15 protein-coding genes are annotated in these 15,384 nt (G+C 56.7%); 6 read left to right on the forward strand and 9 right to left on the reverse strand.

Translation table 11 applies throughout. The annotated features are described in order from the left end of the window. Nucleotides 1-5: 5 nt before the first annotated feature. Nucleotides 6-1,001, reverse strand: coding sequence for a peptidase U32 family protein (locus tag IBT46_RS16585; RefSeq protein WP_200546570.1), 996 nt, complete (start codon nt 999-1,001; stop codon nt 6-8). 204 nt (nt 1,002-1,205) lie between these two features. Here IBT46_RS16585 and IBT46_RS16590 point away from each other — a divergent pair, with 204 nt between their 5' ends. Next, nucleotides 1,206-1,733: an SCP2 domain-containing protein gene (locus tag IBT46_RS16590; RefSeq protein ID WP_200546571.1), complete on the forward strand. Its 528-nt coding sequence runs from the start codon at nt 1,206-1,208 to the stop codon at nt 1,731-1,733. Then, nucleotides 1,727-2,230 carry a GNAT family N-acetyltransferase gene (locus IBT46_RS16595; protein ID WP_105592966.1) on the forward strand — a complete coding sequence of 168 codons (504 nt, stop codon included), beginning with the start codon at nt 1,727-1,729 and terminating at the stop codon, nt 2,228-2,230. Before IBT46_RS16590 ends, IBT46_RS16595 begins: the two co-directional genes overlap by 7 nt. On the opposite strand, the gene IBT46_RS16600 is transcribed toward IBT46_RS16595, so the two are convergent. The 3 genes from IBT46_RS16600 to nrdD form a co-directional block, all read right to left on the reverse strand. Then, nucleotides 2,217-2,519, reverse strand: coding sequence for a GIY-YIG nuclease family protein (locus IBT46_RS16600; RefSeq protein WP_105592967.1), 303 nt, complete (start codon nt 2,517-2,519; stop codon nt 2,217-2,219). The genes IBT46_RS16595 and IBT46_RS16600 overlap by 14 nt on opposite strands. 84 nt (nt 2,520-2,603) lie before the next feature. Beyond that, nucleotides 2,604-3,068 carry an anaerobic ribonucleoside-triphosphate reductase-activating protein gene (gene nrdG, locus IBT46_RS16605; RefSeq protein WP_200546572.1) on the reverse strand — a complete coding sequence of 155 codons (465 nt, stop codon included), beginning with the start codon at nt 3,066-3,068 and terminating at the stop codon, nt 2,604-2,606. Continuing rightward, nucleotides 3,065-5,203: an anaerobic ribonucleoside-triphosphate reductase gene (gene nrdD, locus IBT46_RS16610; protein ID WP_105592969.1), complete on the reverse strand. Its 2,139-nt coding sequence runs from the start codon at nt 5,201-5,203 to the stop codon at nt 3,065-3,067. The genes nrdG and nrdD overlap by 4 nt, the downstream gene beginning before the upstream one ends. Nucleotides 5,204-5,567: 364 nt before the next feature. Between nrdD and IBT46_RS16615 the strand changes: the two genes are divergently transcribed. After that, nucleotides 5,568-8,126, forward strand: a complete 2,559-nt coding sequence (locus tag IBT46_RS16615) for a DEAD/DEAH box helicase (RefSeq protein WP_200546573.1) — start codon at nt 5,568-5,570, stop codon at nt 8,124-8,126. A gap of 45 nt (nt 8,127-8,171) precedes the next feature. On the opposite strand, the gene ridA is transcribed toward IBT46_RS16615, so the two are convergent. The 4 genes from ridA to argF form a co-directional block, all read right to left on the reverse strand. Beyond that, nucleotides 8,172-8,558 carry a 2-iminobutanoate/2-iminopropanoate deaminase gene (gene ridA / locus IBT46_RS16620; protein ID WP_105592971.1) on the reverse strand — a complete coding sequence of 129 codons (387 nt, stop codon included), beginning with the start codon at nt 8,556-8,558 and terminating at the stop codon, nt 8,172-8,174. An 89-nt stretch (nt 8,559-8,647) separates the two neighbouring features. Further along, nucleotides 8,648-9,112, reverse strand: a complete 465-nt coding sequence (pyrI, locus tag IBT46_RS16625; RefSeq protein ID WP_105592972.1) for an aspartate carbamoyltransferase regulatory subunit — start codon at nt 9,110-9,112, stop codon at nt 8,648-8,650. Beyond that, a complete protein-coding gene (gene pyrB / locus IBT46_RS16630; RefSeq protein WP_105593110.1) occupies nt 9,099-10,058 on the reverse strand; it encodes an aspartate carbamoyltransferase in 960 nt (319 codons plus the stop codon). The genes pyrI and pyrB overlap by 14 nt, the downstream gene beginning before the upstream one ends. A gap of 269 nt (nt 10,059-10,327) precedes the next feature. Further along, a complete protein-coding gene (gene argF, locus IBT46_RS16635) occupies nt 10,328-11,335 on the reverse strand; it encodes an ornithine carbamoyltransferase (RefSeq protein ID WP_200546574.1) in 1,008 nt (335 codons plus the stop codon). A gap of 158 nt (nt 11,336-11,493) precedes the next feature. Between argF and rraB the strand changes: the two genes are divergently transcribed. Both rraB and miaE read left to right on the forward strand, forming a co-directional pair. Then, entirely contained in the window at nt 11,494-11,919 is a 426-nt protein-coding gene (rraB, locus tag IBT46_RS16640) for a ribonuclease E inhibitor RraB (protein ID WP_105592974.1), read from the forward strand. A gap of 64 nt (nt 11,920-11,983) precedes the next feature. Further along, nucleotides 11,984-12,745: a tRNA isopentenyl-2-thiomethyl-A-37 hydroxylase MiaE gene (gene miaE / locus IBT46_RS16645; RefSeq protein WP_105593111.1), complete on the forward strand. Its 762-nt coding sequence runs from the start codon at nt 11,984-11,986 to the stop codon at nt 12,743-12,745. A gap of 720 nt (nt 12,746-13,465) precedes the next feature. On the opposite strand, the gene IBT46_RS16650 is transcribed toward miaE, so the two are convergent. Next, nucleotides 13,466-13,975, reverse strand: coding sequence for a GNAT family N-acetyltransferase (locus IBT46_RS16650; RefSeq protein WP_200546575.1), 510 nt, complete (start codon nt 13,973-13,975; stop codon nt 13,466-13,468). 221 nt (nt 13,976-14,196) lie between these two features. On the opposite strand from IBT46_RS16650, the gene IBT46_RS16655 reads away from it, so the two are divergent. Beyond that, nucleotides 14,197-15,384 carry a YjgN family protein gene (locus tag IBT46_RS16655; protein WP_200546576.1) on the forward strand — a complete coding sequence of 396 codons (1,188 nt, stop codon included), beginning with the start codon at nt 14,197-14,199 and terminating at the stop codon, nt 15,382-15,384.

A 15,384-nucleotide genomic window follows, 5' to 3' on the forward strand; every position in this document is an offset into this window, starting at 1 on the left:
TTCTCCTATTGCCACTGCCGGTGCCAGGCACCCAGCGTGGTCTGCGTACCTTCACTCAGCTCGGACAATGCCGCCATCCACTGGGGCTGAGCGACAAAGTTTTCCGGGGATGTTTTGCAGCGATCGATAGCCTGTCGCCAGATACGCGTCACCTGAGCCACATAGGCGGGGCTGCGCTGGCGGCCTTCGATTTTGACCGAGGCGATATTGGTTGCCATCAGCTCCGGTAGCAGCTCCAGCGTGTTCAGGCTGGTGGGTTCCTCCAGCGCGTGGTAGCGCTGACCGTCCAGCCTGTAGCGGCCTTTGCACAGGGTAGGGTAACCGGCATTTTCGCCGTTCTCGTAGCGATCGATCAGCACCTCATTCAGCCGCGACTCCAGCCCGTCAGCGGTCTGCTGCCAGCGAACAAAGCGGGCAGGAGAACAGGCTCCGACGGTGTTGGGCGACTCGCCGGTCAGGTAAGAGGAGAGGTAGCAACGGCCCTCGGCCATAATGCACAGGCTGCCGAAAGCGAACACCTCCAGCGGCACGTTAGTATCCCGTGCGAGCTGGCGAACCTGATGGATAGATAGCACGCGCGGCAGTACCACCCGAGCCACATCAAAGTTACGCTGATAGAAACGCACGGCTGCGGCATTGGTCGCGGAGGCCTGTACGGAGAGATGGCGTTCAATCTGCGGATAGCGCTCAGCGGCGTAGGCCAGCATGGCGATATCGGCGAGGATCAGCGCGTCGGCACCGGCATCGGCGGCCATATCCACCGCTCGCTGCCAGCGGCTGTAGCCATCCGGATGAGCAAAGGTGTTAATTGCCACATGCAGCTTGCGTTTATGCTGATGAACGAAGCGGGATGCTTCCTGCAGGCGCTTATCCGTGAAGTTAAGACCGGCAAAATGACGGGCGTTGGTTTCATCTTTCAGACCGATGTAGACCGCGTCAGCGCCGTTTTCAATGGCGGCTTTCAGTGCCGGAAGATTCCCGGCCGGGCACAGCAGTTCCATAAGGATCAATCCCATTAGACAGAAGAATCGATGATTCTAGAGAGGAAAGCGGCGACAAATTTTGATTTAAGGCATCGAATGGCGTATTGATGAGGGACGGATTCCCTGCTAAAAACCGTATAGTTCGCCCATTTTATTGATCCAGCCGCCTGACGCGCTCTGCCATTGTGGCAAAATAGGCGAAATTTTTCGTAAGGAGTAATAATGGTGTTGAACCCGCTACGTACCCACTGCGTTCGTAAAGGGCCGCAGCTGCTGCGCTTCCCACTGCGATTCACCCCGTTTGTGCTGAAAAAGCCGCTATTACAGGGATTATTACGCTGGCAGTTTCAGCAGGCGCTGGCAGAAGGCGAGCTGGATTTTCTTGAAAATCGCTGGCTGGGTATAGAAGTTAGCGATCTTGAGCTACGCTGGTCAGTCACGGTTGAAAATGGGCAGCTTTTGGTTGCCGAGCGCAGCGACTGCGACGTCTGGTTTCGCGGCAATGCCAACGACCTGTTATTGATTGCGGCACGCAGGCAGGACCCCGACACGCTGTTCTTCCAGCGCCGGCTTCATATTGAAGGCGATACCGAACTGGGTCTGGAAGTGAAGAATTTGATGGACGCAATCGATATTGAATCCATGCCGAAGCCAATGCGCCTCGGGCTTATGCAACTGGCCGACTTTGTTGAGGCCGGACTAAAAGAGGACGCGACTTCCTCGCCGGATCGCGCAGGTGTGTCATGTTAATTCGTACCGAAATTGGTGTTGATGCCGCCAGCATCGATGGTCTGCTGCGCCGCAGTTTCCCGACATCTGCTGAAGCGGAACTGGTGCAGCAGCTGCGTGAAGACGGGCTGTTGACGCTGGGCGTCGTTGCCACCGATGACGAAGGCCAGGTGCTGGGCTACGCGGCCTTCAGCCCGGTCACGCTGAATGAAGAAGATCGGCAGTGGGTTGGCCTTGCCCCGCTGGCTGTTGACGAAAGCGTCCGTGGCCAGGGGCTGGGCAAGCAGCTGGTTTATGAAGGGCTGGATACGTTAAATGAGTTCGGCTATGCCGCCGTTGTGGTTTTAGGCGATGCGGACTTTTACACGCGGTTCGGCTTTGAAAGCGCCGCGCAGCATCAGCTACATTGCCGCTGGCCAGATACGGAAACGGCGTTGCAGGTCTATAAACTGGCGGACGATGCTTTTGAAAGCGTAACGGGTGAAATTGGCTATTCCGAGCCGTTTAACCGTTTCTGAGTCCTTCAAGCCAGGCAGATAAAGATTCAGGCTGGTGGGTAATCAGCCTGATTTTTTCATTTCTTTTCAGCTGTTTCACCTGATATTCCAGCTTTGATGCCTGCGAGCGATCGCCGGCTTCACAGTGAAACAGCAGCTCCAGTGGCCCTTTCCCACGCAGCGCTTTCGCGCCTTTACCGCTCTGATGCTGGTTAAAACGCCGATCTATATCGTTGGTGATGCCGGTATACAGCATGCCCTTCGCGGTGCGCAGGATGTAGAGTCGCCAGCTGGCGGCAGTTGTGCTCATGAGTCTTCTCGAAAACGGCGGTCACCGCTACTGTAGCGCAAAAATGCGTGAGCAGGGGGCGCATCTCACCGCCGTCGCCGATCTTCAACGCAGCCGGTGGATCACCTGATTGCTGCTGCCGCGCCACAGCAGCGCCGGATCGCGTAATTCCCGGACGTATTTCCCGTCAATCAGCACGTTGACCAGGGCCACCACCTCCTGCTGTCGTCCGCTCAGTTCCGCCATCTGATAGCCGGTCCACATCCAGATATCTTTTCCCGGGCAGTCGCGCCGCACACGGCTCAGCAGCCGTCGAACATCGCTCAGGTTGGCCGGATGCAGCGGATCGCCGCCGGACAGCGACAGCCCCTGGCGTGGGATGCGGCTGTCGTTGAGATCGGCGATCAGCCGCTCTTCCATCTCAATGGAAAAAGGCACCCCGGAGTTCACCCGCCAGGTACTCTGGTTATAGCAGCCGGGGCACTGATGCTCGCAGCCGGAGACAAACAGCGTGCAGCGTGTACCCGGTCCGTTAACGATATCAACCGGGTAATACTGATGGATATTCACCCCAGCTGACCTGATGCAAGGTGTTTCACCCGCCGCTTAACCTCTTCCTGTTTGCCGGAATTAAACGGGCGAGCATCCGGACTGCCGAGATAGCCGCACACCCGCCGCGTGACCGATACCCGGCTGCTGTCATGGTTACCGCATTTCGGGCAGGTAAAGCCTTTGCTGGTACAGTCGAACTCCCCGGTAAATCCGCACTCGTAGCACTCATCAATCGGCGTATTGGTGCCGTAGTAGGGCACGTGTTGGTAGCTGTAGTCCCAGACGTCCTCCAGTGCTTTCAGGTTGTGCTGAATATTCGGATACTCGCCGTAGCAGATAAACCCGCCGTTGGCTAAAGGCGGATAGGCGGCTTCGAAGTCGATTTTATCGTAAGGGTTCACCTTCTTCTCAACGTCCAGATGGAAACTGTTGGTGTAATAGCCTTTATCGGTGACACCGGCGACCACGCCAAACTCGGCGGCATCAAGACGGCAGAAGCGATCGCAGAGGTTTTCACTTGGCGTACTGTACAGGCTGAATCCGTAGCCGGTTTCGTCTTTCCAGCGCTCCACCGCCTGGCGCAGGTGGCTGACAATCGCCAGCCCGGTCTCCCGCAGACGGATGTCATCGTACGGGTGAACCGCGCCGCCGCTCAGGGCGTTTAAGGTTTCATGAATCCCGATATAGCCGAGGGAAATCGACGCGCGGCCGTTTTTAAAAATACCGGCAACCGGTTCATCCGCCTGCAACCTCACGCCGCAGGCACCCTCCATATACAGGATGGGGGCGACCCGAGCCTTGACGTTTTCCAACCGGGCGATACGCGTCATCAACGCCTTTTTAGCCAGCAGCAGCCGACTGTCCAGCAGCGCCCAAAAGCGCTTTTCGTCACCGTTCGCTTCCAGCGCAATGCGCGGCAGGTTCAGGCTGATCACGCCGATATTGTTGCGGCCATCGTGGATCTGCTCCCCGTTTTCTTCATAAACGCCGAGGAAGCTGCGGCAGCCCATTGGCGTTTTAAAGGAGCCGGTAACCTCAACCACCCGGTCGTAATTAAGAATATCGGGGTACATACGCTTGCTGGCACACTCCAGCGCCAGCTGCTTGATATCATAATTAGCTTCGCCGGGCAGGCGGTTAAGCCCGGCCCTGATGGCGAACACCAGCTTCGGAAACACGGCGGTTTTGTGATTTTTCCCGAGCCCGGCAATGCGGTTGCGCAGAATCGACTGCTGGATCAGTCGGGCGGCCCAGCTCTCCCCCAGGCCAAAGCCGAAGGTGACAAACGGCGTCTGACCGTTGGCGGTATGCAGCGTGTTGACCTCATATTCCAGCGACTGGAAGGCGTCGTAACACTCTTTTTCCGTACGACTGCGGGCATAGGCTTCGGCATCCGCAATCTGCCAGCTGAGCGCCACCTGGCGATGTTTTTCCAGGCTGGCCTCAACGTAGGGAGCCAGCACCTCATCAATACGGTTGATGGTGGTGCCGCCGTAAATGTGGCTGGCGACCTGAGCAATAATCTGTGCGGTCACGGCGGTGGCGGTGGAGATTGATTTTGGCGGTTCAATCTCGGCATTGCCCATTTTGAAGCCGTGGGTCAGCATGCCGCGCAGATCGATCAGCATACAGTTAAACATCGGGAAAAACGGCGAGTAGTCGAGATCGTGATAGTGGATCTCGCCACGCTCGTGGGCGCTGACCACATCGCGCGGCAGCAGGTGTTGGCGAGCATAGTGTTTTGCCACGATCCCCGCCAGCAGATCGCGCTGGGTTGGGATCACCTTGCTGTCTTTGTTGGCGTTTTCATTCAGCAGCGCGGTGTTGCTTTGTTCAACCAGCCCGCGGATCTCGTGATTCAGCCGCCCGCGTAGCTCGCGGGCGACATCGCGATCGTGACGATACTCAATATAGCAGCGTGCCAGCTGCGGATAGGCACCGGCCATCAGCCGATCCTCCACCGCCTTCTGCACGTCGGCAATATCAACCCGCTGATGCCCGGCCAGTGCAGCACTGACCAGACCGGCGACGGTGGCACAGTAATCCTTATCCTCAACCCGTGCCGCCTGAGCGGCAGCACGAATCGCCGCCTCAATACGTGCGGGATCAAAAGCCACAATGCAGCCGTCCCGTTTGATGACCTCAGTTACCACCGCCACTCTCCTGTAAAATCTATATATAGGTTTCGAGAGGTATATTAAGCGCTATATGTAGTGCTTTGATCGTATTTAAACGAGATTTTGTTGACCTGAAACAAAGATTACGACGCGTGGGAGACAGGCCAGCCGTCTGGATGGATTGCTACAGATATTTCCAGGGGGGCAGGAAATCAGGGCGCGGTGAAGAGGTAAAAATGACCCGCAGTGGATGAATACCTGAGCAGGCAAGCCGCATCAGTCTGCTTTTAGCCCGCTAGTGTGCTGTCGCAGTTGCATTCCTACCCCTGGAATTAATATTATTGCCGGTTGCCGTGGGGCAAAAGTGTATTTGCCCGATTCAACCAGGAATAACTGCACGATGTCGTCCGTCACCTACAACGAAAATCAGGTCGTCCGCTGGCTGGGGGTACGAACCGTTGCCCGTGCGCGCGATCTGGTTGCCAGCGTGCAGAATATCCAGTGGCAGAACCGGCTGCTGACCGGCGAAGTTGCCGGGCGAGCGGCAGAGCCTTACAGCGTACTGGTGCATTTCAGCCGTCCTCAGGGCAGGCTACAGGCCAGCGGCGAATGCAGCTGCGCGGTAAAAAATAACTGTCGCCACGTCGCCGCGGTGATGCTCGCCAATCTGCGCCCGCGGCAGACCGTGGAAAAAGCCGTACTGAACACCATCCACGCCGAGCCGATCCCCACGTTACAGCTTGAATCCCGGGCCAAGTTTATCAGCGGTTACGGCCACTACGGCCACCGGCAGAAACGCCTGGACTTCGCCTCGGTCAGCTTCGACTACGCCGGCGTGCGGGTCGATGCGGGAAGCCGTGCACAAAGCTTCAGCGACCGCAAAGGACAGCACTATCACGTTGCCCGCCATATAGAAGAAGAACAGAACTGGCTGGCGCAGATCGAGCATGCCGGGCTGCAAACCATCCCGGCGGGCCATATCTATACCCCTGCGCCGCTGCCACCGGAGATCTTCGCCCCGGAAACGCCCGCTGAATGGCGAGATTTTATTAAAACCGGCCTGCCGGCCCTGCGCAGGCGGGGCTGGAAAATCCGCATGGACAGCGACTTTACCTGGAACGTGACCGAAGTGGACGCCATTGAAGGGCGTGCGGTGCAGGCTCAGGATGGCTGGTTCGATCTGGAGCTGGCATTGAAACTGGGGCGCCAGCGCGTGAGGCTGGAACCGCTGCTGGCGGGGCTGTTTGCCCGCGACAGGCGCTGGATGGGCGGCAGCCTGAACCTGATTCCTGATGATGAACAAATTGAACTGCGCGATGAACGCGACCGGCGTTTGCTGTTCCGCGCCGCGCAGCTCAAGCCGCTGGTGGGTAACCTGATTGACCTGTTCGACAGGCAGGACCCGCAGCCGCTCAGGCTGGCCGCATGGGACGTCGGTCGACTTGGCCAGAGCGATCCCTATAGCCGCTGGACCTTTGACAGCGACAGCGCGGTGCATCAGCTGTCACAGAAGCTCAGCGGCAATGATGGCGTGCAGCCGGTCGCTCCGCCAGCGGGGCTGAAAGCCACGCTGCGAGACTACCAGCTGCAGGGCGTCAGCTGGATGCAGTTCCTGCGTCAACATCAGCTGGCGGGCGTGCTGGCGGATGATATGGGACTGGGTAAAACCATTCAGACTCTGGCGCATCTGCTGCTGGAGAAAGAAGCTGGCCGACTTGACCGACCGGCGCTGATCGTCGTCCCGACCACGCTGGTGCATAACTGGTGCTGCGAGGCGACTCGCTTTGCGCCCGACCTGCGCGTGCTGGCACTGACCGGTCCGCAGCGTAAAGATTTCTTCGAGCAGGTGGAGCAGTACGATGTGGTGATTACCACCTACTCCCTGCTGTGGCGCGATCAGCCGCAGCTGGTCGCACACGCCTACCACATGCTGATCCTCGACGAGGCGCAGTACGTGAAAAACAGCGCTTCACGTGCGGCTTCGGTGATCCGCGGGCTGAAGACCCGTCATCGTCTGTGCCTGACCGGTACGCCGCTGGAAAACCACCTCGGCGAGCTGTGGTCGCAGTTTGACTTCCTGCTGCCGGGGTTCCTGGGCAGCGAGCGTGACTTTATGCAGGAGTGGCGGGTCCCGGTTGAGCGTAACGGTGATAAAGCTCGTCGTGACCTGCTGGCGAAGCGTGTGCGGCCGTTTATGCTGCGCCGCCGCAAGCAGGAAGTGGCGAAAGAGCTGCCGCCAAAAAACACCATCGTGCGCAGCGTGCCGCTGGAAGGTGCGCAGCGTGAACTGTATGACCAGGTGCGCGCGGCGATGCAGGATCGGGTGCAGCTGGCGGTGCAGCAGCAGGGCGCGGGGCGGAGCCATCTGCTGGTGCTGGACGCACTGCTGAAACTGCGGCAAATTTGCTGCGATCCGCGGCTGGTGGAGGACGTGCGGGCGGAAAAAGTGAAGCACTCCGCCAAGCTTAAGCTGCTGCGCGAAATGCTCAACGATCTGCTGGCGGAAGATCGCCGTATTCTGATCTTCTCGCAGTTCACCTCGATGCTGACCCTTATTGCGGAAGAGCTACAGCGCGCGCGGATTGATTTTGTCACCCTGACCGGCAGTACCCGCGATCGCAATGAGCCGGTACGGCGCTTCCAGCAGGGCGAAGTCCCGGTGTTTCTGATTAGCCTGAAAGCGGGCGGCGTCGGGCTGAACCTGACGGCGGCGGATACGGTGATCCACTACGATCCCTGGTGGAACCCGGCGGCGGAAAATCAGGCGACCGATCGTGCCTATCGCCTCGGTCAGGATAAGCCGGTCTTTGTTTACAAGCTGATTGCGGCGGATACCATTGAAGAGAAAGTGGTGGCGTTACAGCAGCATAAAGCAGAACTGGCGGGGGAGATCCTGGCGGATGAACTGAGCGAACCGGCCAGCTTCAGTCAGGATGACCTGACCCTGCTGCTGACCTGATTTCCCCGGTCGGTCAATGCGGGGCGGAAGCCTCCGCCCGCACCTTTAGCGACGAACGGCGATCGCTTCGATCTCAATCTTCACATCTTTCGGCAGACGAGCCACTTCCACGCAGGAACGCGCCGGGAAGCTGGCCTGATGCTCGGTAAAGAAGGCTTCGTATGCGGCATTCACCGTGGTGAAGTCGTTCAGATCTTTCACAAATACGGTGGTTTTCACAATATCACCGACTTTCAGACCGGCCGCTTCCACGATGGCCCGTACGTTTTCCAGCGACTGACGCGCCTGCGCGGTAATATCATCGGGCACGCTGCCGGTTTTTGGATCTACCGGGATCTGGCCAGAAGTGATAATCATGCTGCCGAGATCGACGCCCTGAACATAGGGACCAATCGCTGCCGGGGCGTTTTCAGTACTGATTTCGCGAGACATAGTTTCTCCTGAATGTGTCTGAGGTTTGCGGGGCGACTTAGCGCGCCCCAGCGATATTTACCATATCGGCTCAAGCCTGCAAACAGGAATCAGTCGTTCGCCATAACCACATGGTGGGCAAACTCTTTCTCACAGTATTTGCACTTGAGGTAGAGACTGGCGTTGCGTGCTTTCACCGCGAAGCTGGAATACACCGGCTCGTTGCGGCTGATGCAGTTGCTGTTCGGGCAGGTCAGCACGCGCTCAATGCGCTCCGGCAGAGTCGGTGAGCTTTTCGCCACCACGTCATAATCATCAATGCGGTTAACCGTGGCGTGCGGCGCGTAGAGCGCCAGCTGGTTGATCTGATCGTCAGTGAGGAACGTATTCTCGATCTTGATGATATCCTTGCGCCCCATCTCGCCGGACGGCAGGTTCAGGCCGATGGTGATGCGCTGATCGGTTTCGGTCAGGCGGAAAAGGGAAAGCAGCTTAAAGCCCACCTGCGCCGGGATATGGTCAATCACGGTGCCGCATTTAATCGCTTCTACCTGTAATTTATTATCGTGCGTCATCATGTTTCTCCTGATTATCCAGTTCGCTGTTGAGTACCAGCGCCAGCAGCGCCTGGCGTGCGTAGATACCGTTGCCTGCCTGCTGGAAGTACCAGGCATAAGGCGTGCTGTCGACGTCGGTATCGATCTCATCGATGCGCGGCAGCGGATGCAGCACTTTCATATTGTCGCGGGCGTGGGCCAGGTCGCTGGCGCGCAGAATAAACTGGGCCTTGACGTTAGCGTATTCCGACGGGTCCAGGCGCTCTTTCTGCACTCGGGTCATATACAGAATATCCACCTGCGGCACCACCTCTTCAATATTATCGTGGCGGGTCCAAACAATGCCTTTTTCATCCAGCATATCGGTAATGTAGGTCGGCATGGCCAGCGCATCCGGCGCGATAAAGTAGAAACGGTTGCCTTCGAACTTGGCCAGCGCCTGAGTCAGCGAGTGAACGGTGCGGCCATATTTCAGATCGCCGACCATCGCCACGTGCAGGTTGTTCAGACGGCCCTGCGTTTCCTGCAGGGTAAACAAATCCAGCAGGGTCTGCGTCGGATGCTGGTTCGCGCCGTCACCGGCGTTCAGGATCGGGATGCCGCCGGAAAACTCGGTCGCCAGGCGTGCAGCGCCTTCCTGCGGATGGCGCATCACAATCGCATCGACGTAGGTGCCAATCACCGAAATGGTATCCGCCAGTGTTTCGCCCTTTTTACCCAGCGAGGTGTTGCTGCCGTCGGCAAAGCCCACTACGGAAGCACCGAGGCGGTGAATCGCCGTTTCAAACGACAGGCGGGTACGGGTCGATGCTTCGAAGAAGCAGCTGGCAATCACTTTATGTTTCAGCAGTTCCGGCTGAGGATTCGCCTTCAGGCTGGCGGCGGTGCGCAGCACCAGTTCCAGCTCTTCACGGTTGAGATCGTTAATCGAAATAATATGTTTGTGATATAGCGGATTGGCAATAGTCGCCATGTTCACTCTCCTCTACGCGTGCCGGTACTGAAAAAAGGACAAAAAAAAGCCCCTCAATGAGGGGCTTTCTTCTGATGATCGATCTTGCAACGGAAGGAAAAACGGCACTGCCCGCCTGTGTACAGACGTGGGTGAACGGTGATGTTGATAGCGTTCTGTGGCATGGTTCCTCCCGGCAAACGGGGGGCATTATACGCATTCGAAACGGCACGGCAAGTGAAAATCGCGCGCCGGGTAATCGTTTGCCTCCCGCCGGATTACTACAGTTTTGCCAGCGTCGCTACCATCACCGCTTTGATGGTATGCAGACGGTTTTCCGCCTGATCGAACACTACGCTGTGCGCAGATTCAAACACCTCATCGGTGACTTCCATACCGCCGTGCAGATCGTACTGTTGTGCCATCTGCTGGCCCAGCGTGGTTTGATCGTCGTGGAAAGCGGGCAGGCAGTGCAGGAACTTCACCTGAGGATTACCGGTCAGTTCCAGCATCGCCGTATTGACCTGATAGCTACGCAGCAGCGTAATACGTTCGGCCCAGACCTCTTTCGGCTCGCCCATGGAAACCCAGACGTCGGTATAGATAAAGTCAGCGCCTTTTACACCGGCCGCAATGTCTTCGGTCAGGGTAATCTTGCCACCGGTCTTCTCTGCCGCTGTGCGACACTCTTGCACCAGCTTTTCATCCGGCCAGCAGCCTTTCGGTGCGACCAGGCGCAGATCCAGACCCACCAGCGCCGCCGCTTCCAGCATGGAGTTACCCATATTGTTACGTGCGTCACCAACGTAGGCGAAGGTCATCTGGCTGAAGGCTTTCTCCGGCAGATGTTCCTGCATGGTCAGCAGATCGGCCAGCAGCTGGGTCGGGTGGAACTCATTGGTCAGACCGTTCCATACCGGCACCCCGGCATGTTCAGCCAGCGATTCCACCAGCGCCTGGCCGTGGCCGCGATACTGAATACCGTCATACATCCGTCCCAGCACGCGAGCCGTGTCCTTCATCGACTCTTTGTGGCCGATCTGGCTACCGCTTGGGCCAAGATAGGTGACGTTAGCGCCCTGGTCGTAAGCGGCAACTTCGAAAGAGCATCGGGTACGGGTCGAGTCTTTTTCGAAGATGAGCGCAATATTCTTGCCTTTCAGATGCTGAATTTCTTCACCGTTTTTCTTATCGGTCTTAAGCGTTGAGGCCAGAGCGAGTAAGCCGTTGATTTCGGCGGGGGTAAAATCCAGCAGCCTGAGGAAATGACGTTGGTACAGATGACTCATAAAGCACTCCAGGTAATCTTTAATGAATTTAAATTCAATCTAACCGTATGAATATTCATTTTCAACCCCGGCGTGCAGAAACTTTTGTATAAAGGTAGTGGCGCAGAGGGCGCTGTGGGAAAATAATCAAACAAGACCCATAAATTAAGGAACGGATCATGGCTAATGAAGCATTTTTGGCTGAGCAGCGTGAAGAGACGCGGTTAATTATCGAAGAGCTGCTGGAAGACGGTAGCGATCCTGATGCGCTGTATACGATTGAGCATCATTTTTCCTGCGACAGCTTTGACGCGCTGGAGAAGGCGGCGGTAGAAGCGTTCAAACTGGGTTATGAAGTCACCGAGCCGGAAGAGCTGGAGCTGGAAGACGGCACCACCGTAATGTGCTGCGATATCCTGAGCGAAGGTGCGCTGAACGCGGATCTGATCGACAAGCAGGTTGAACAGCTGGTGGATCTGGTGGCGAAATTCAACGTTGATTACGATGGCTGGGGCACCTACTTCGAAGATCCTGATGCTCAGGACGAGGATGAAGACGGTGAAGATGAGGCAGACGACGAGGAAGACAACGGCGTACGTCACTAATCCCGCATAGTGCACGCCGCAGGCTATCTGCGGCGTGCTGATTCTTTCCTCTCTGGTCCGAATGATGAATATCGAACATCTCCTTGCTCCCATTCACGGCTTCCTGCTTTGCCGCACACCGCAGGCGTGGATCGACGAAGCGCGTAAACCGCAAAATCTGGCCCTGCTGCTGACCGATCACCTGGTCTGTGAGCTCAAAGCGGCACAAACCGCCATGTGGCTGATCCGTAAGTACGTGGCCGATAAAGCCAGCGGCGATGCGCTGCTGGCGTGGCTGAAGCCGTGGGAAAACTTTGTCCACAATTCGCACAGCGACCTGACGTTTCTTGAACAGCACCGGGCGCTGTCTAAAACCATTATTACCCGCGAAGAAGCGCCCTACGGCGACGAGCTGGTGGATAAGATGGTGCTGCTGATCAAAGAAGAGCTGCATCATTTTTATCAGGTGTTGGAGATTATGCAGGCGCGGAATATTCCCTATGCGAAAATTACCGCCAGCCGCTATGCCAAAGGGCTGCTGCGAGAAGTCGCCACCTATGAGCCGCAGACGCTGGTGGATAAGCTGATTTGCAGCGCCTATATCGAAGCGCGTTCCTGCGAGCGCTTTGCCAGCCTGGCACCGTATCTGGATGACGAGCTGTCGGCCTTCTACGTCTCGCTGCTGCGTTCGGAAGCGCGGCACTATCAGGACTATCTGGCGCTGGCGACGCTGATTTCCGGGCAGGATATCAGCGCGCGGGTACGGAAGTTTGGTGAAACCGAGGCCCGCTTAATCAGCGAGCCGGATAGCGAACTGCGTTTCCATAGTGGGATGCCGGATTTTTAATTTATCGCTGGTTAGCTGGTTAGCTGGTTAGCTGGTTAGCTGGTTAGCTGGTTAGCCTGGGAGTACGGAGTGCGGCCTCTGCGGCTGCCGGACGGTCCTCGCGCCGCTTCGCGGTACCTTCGGCTTCGGCTGCGGGCCTTTCGGATCGGCGCAGAGCGGGCGTCCTGCCCGCGCTGCGCCTGAGCCCAGCATCCCTGCTGGTCTCTCCGGCCCCACAGCCTGCTCCTCAGCGCTGCGGATTGTCCGTCAGCCGCAGAGGCCGCTCTCCCTTCACACAGGGTGCGCGTTTTTCCTGGTAAAACAGGCTTTAATTGCCGACGGACTGTTGGTCGGTCTGTCCGCTTTTCCGGGTAACACAGACTTTATTTGCTGATGGGCTGTTGGTTGGTGTGTCCGTTTTTTCATGCAACACAGACGTTATCAGCGGACTGGCGGTGGCTTCGGTCGGTGCATCCGCAGCGCTGAACGGAGAGAGGAAGCCAGGATTCGCCCACACGGATGTGGGCGAAAGGCACGGTTTGGGCAGGAAGCCCAGTCTGTGGCGGTCCGACAGGCTGACGAACGAAGAGAAGGGACCGCAACGCGGCGCGAGGACCCGCCCGACCGAAGCCACCACCAGTCAGCGAGAGCACTAAAGTTCAGGCGACTCAGGCAAATAACATCAAATCTTAATCAACACCATTCAGCGAAAGCACCAGCGTTCAGGCGACTCAAGCAAAATTAAAGCACCTTCAGCATCGTGACTTCACAATCCACATGCCCGGTATAACCCATCGGGCCATCAATATGCTGAAAACCAAGATGCTCATACAGGCGAATCGCGCGCGTCAGTGACGCGGTGGTTTCCAGATAGCAGCGTTTAAACCCGCGCTCACGACCAAACTCCAGCGCCTGCAATGCCAGATTTCGTGCCACGCCAAGACCGCGAGCCTCCGGCAGGAAATACATCTTCTGCAATTCGCAAACGTCCGCATCACCGCCCTGCAACGGAGCCAAACCGCCACCGCCAACCACCTTACCTTCCACTTCTACTACCCAGTAGGCGCTGTTCGCCTCACTGTACAGCTCATACAAACGATCGAGGTTCGGGTCGGAAACCGTATAGCCTTTATCCGCCGTTAAGCCAAATTCAGCAGAAACCGTACGGATCACCGCAGCAATATGGGGATTATCAGCAAGCGTAATCGGACGTACTTGCACAGTCAGGGTAGATTGAATCGCGGTTGTCATAAATCAGGCTCGTAGCAGTTCGGCAGCAGGTAAGTGTAATAACATTGCTGAGGCGATGATGCAATGCGCGGATGAGTGATCTCCCGGCAATACCAGGGTTAATCTTAATGATAACTATTCCATTGTTTGGCCATCGGCACCATGATTAAATAGCAGGCAGTTATACCGCTTTCATATTCTGAACTATTATTTAGCTCTCTTATTTTCAGGAAGAAAATCTAATGGAAAACAATACCTCGCATTCTCAGCGCCATCCGGTGCTGTTTCACGGCCGCGCAGGCGAATATTTCTCAATCTGGTTAGTCAATGCATTACTGACCATGGTGACGTTAGGGATATATTCTGCCTGGGCCACCGTACGCCGCCGCCGCTATTTCTATGGTAATACTGAAATTGCCGGCGATCGTTTTGATTATCACGCACGCCCAATCAATCTGCTTATTGGCCGCGTTATTGTTTTTATTGGTCTGCTGCTGTTCTTTATTATTTCCTCTATCTCCCCGACCCTGACTCTGGTAGCGATGCTTGCCTTCTTTGCACTCATCCCGTGGATCGTAATCCGCAGCTGGCGCTACAACGCGCTGATGAGCAGCTTCCGCGGCGTACGCTTTAACTACCACTGCCGCATTGGCCGCGCGTACTGGACGATGTACCTGGCACCGGTGCTGATGATTCTGGCACTGTTACTGGTGGTCGGCATGATCGGCGCGGCAGGTGCGACCAGCGGTAATATCAGCACCACAATGACCGTCGGCGTGATTTGCTTCGTACTGTATCTGGTGGGGCTGGCGGCAATACAGGGGACTGTTGCTGCGCTGAATCACGATCTGTATATCAATAATATGGCATTTGGTCAGCTGTCGTTTAAAGCCGAGCTGAGCAAAAAGACATTTATTAAAATGGTATTGATCAGCTTCCTGATTATGCTGCCGTTCCTGATTATCGGTGGCCTGTTGATTGGTTCTCTGTTTGCCTCGATCATCTATGCTTCGGCAATGGGCGTCAGCGATCCGGAAATGCTGGGTAATATGATGGCCGGCAACGTGCTGAATATTTTCCTGACCTTCCTGGTCATTCTGTTCGGTGGCTTAGTCTCCTCCGCTTATTTAGTGGTGGCTCAACGCAATTATGTTTTCGGCCAGACCCGGCTGGGCGATAAGCTGCGCCTGAAATCAACGCTGTCAACGGGCGCTTTCCTGGCTCTGACGCTGACTAACACGCTGATCGTGATCTTCACTCTCGGCCTGGGTGCCCCGATTGCTGAAATCCGCCTTGCGCGCTATCTGGCTAACAGCACCGAGCTGGAGGGCGATATTTCGCTGGAAGAAGTGATAGCCCACCACGACTCGGCCCGAACAGCGGTGGCGGAAGAGGTGGTTTCTGCTTTCGATCTGAATGCGGGAATCTGA

The organism is Erwinia sp. S38, from assembly GCF_016624545.1.
In the GTDB taxonomy this organism is placed as follows: domain Bacteria; phylum Pseudomonadota; class Gammaproteobacteria; order Enterobacterales; family Enterobacteriaceae; genus Erwinia; species Erwinia coffeiphila.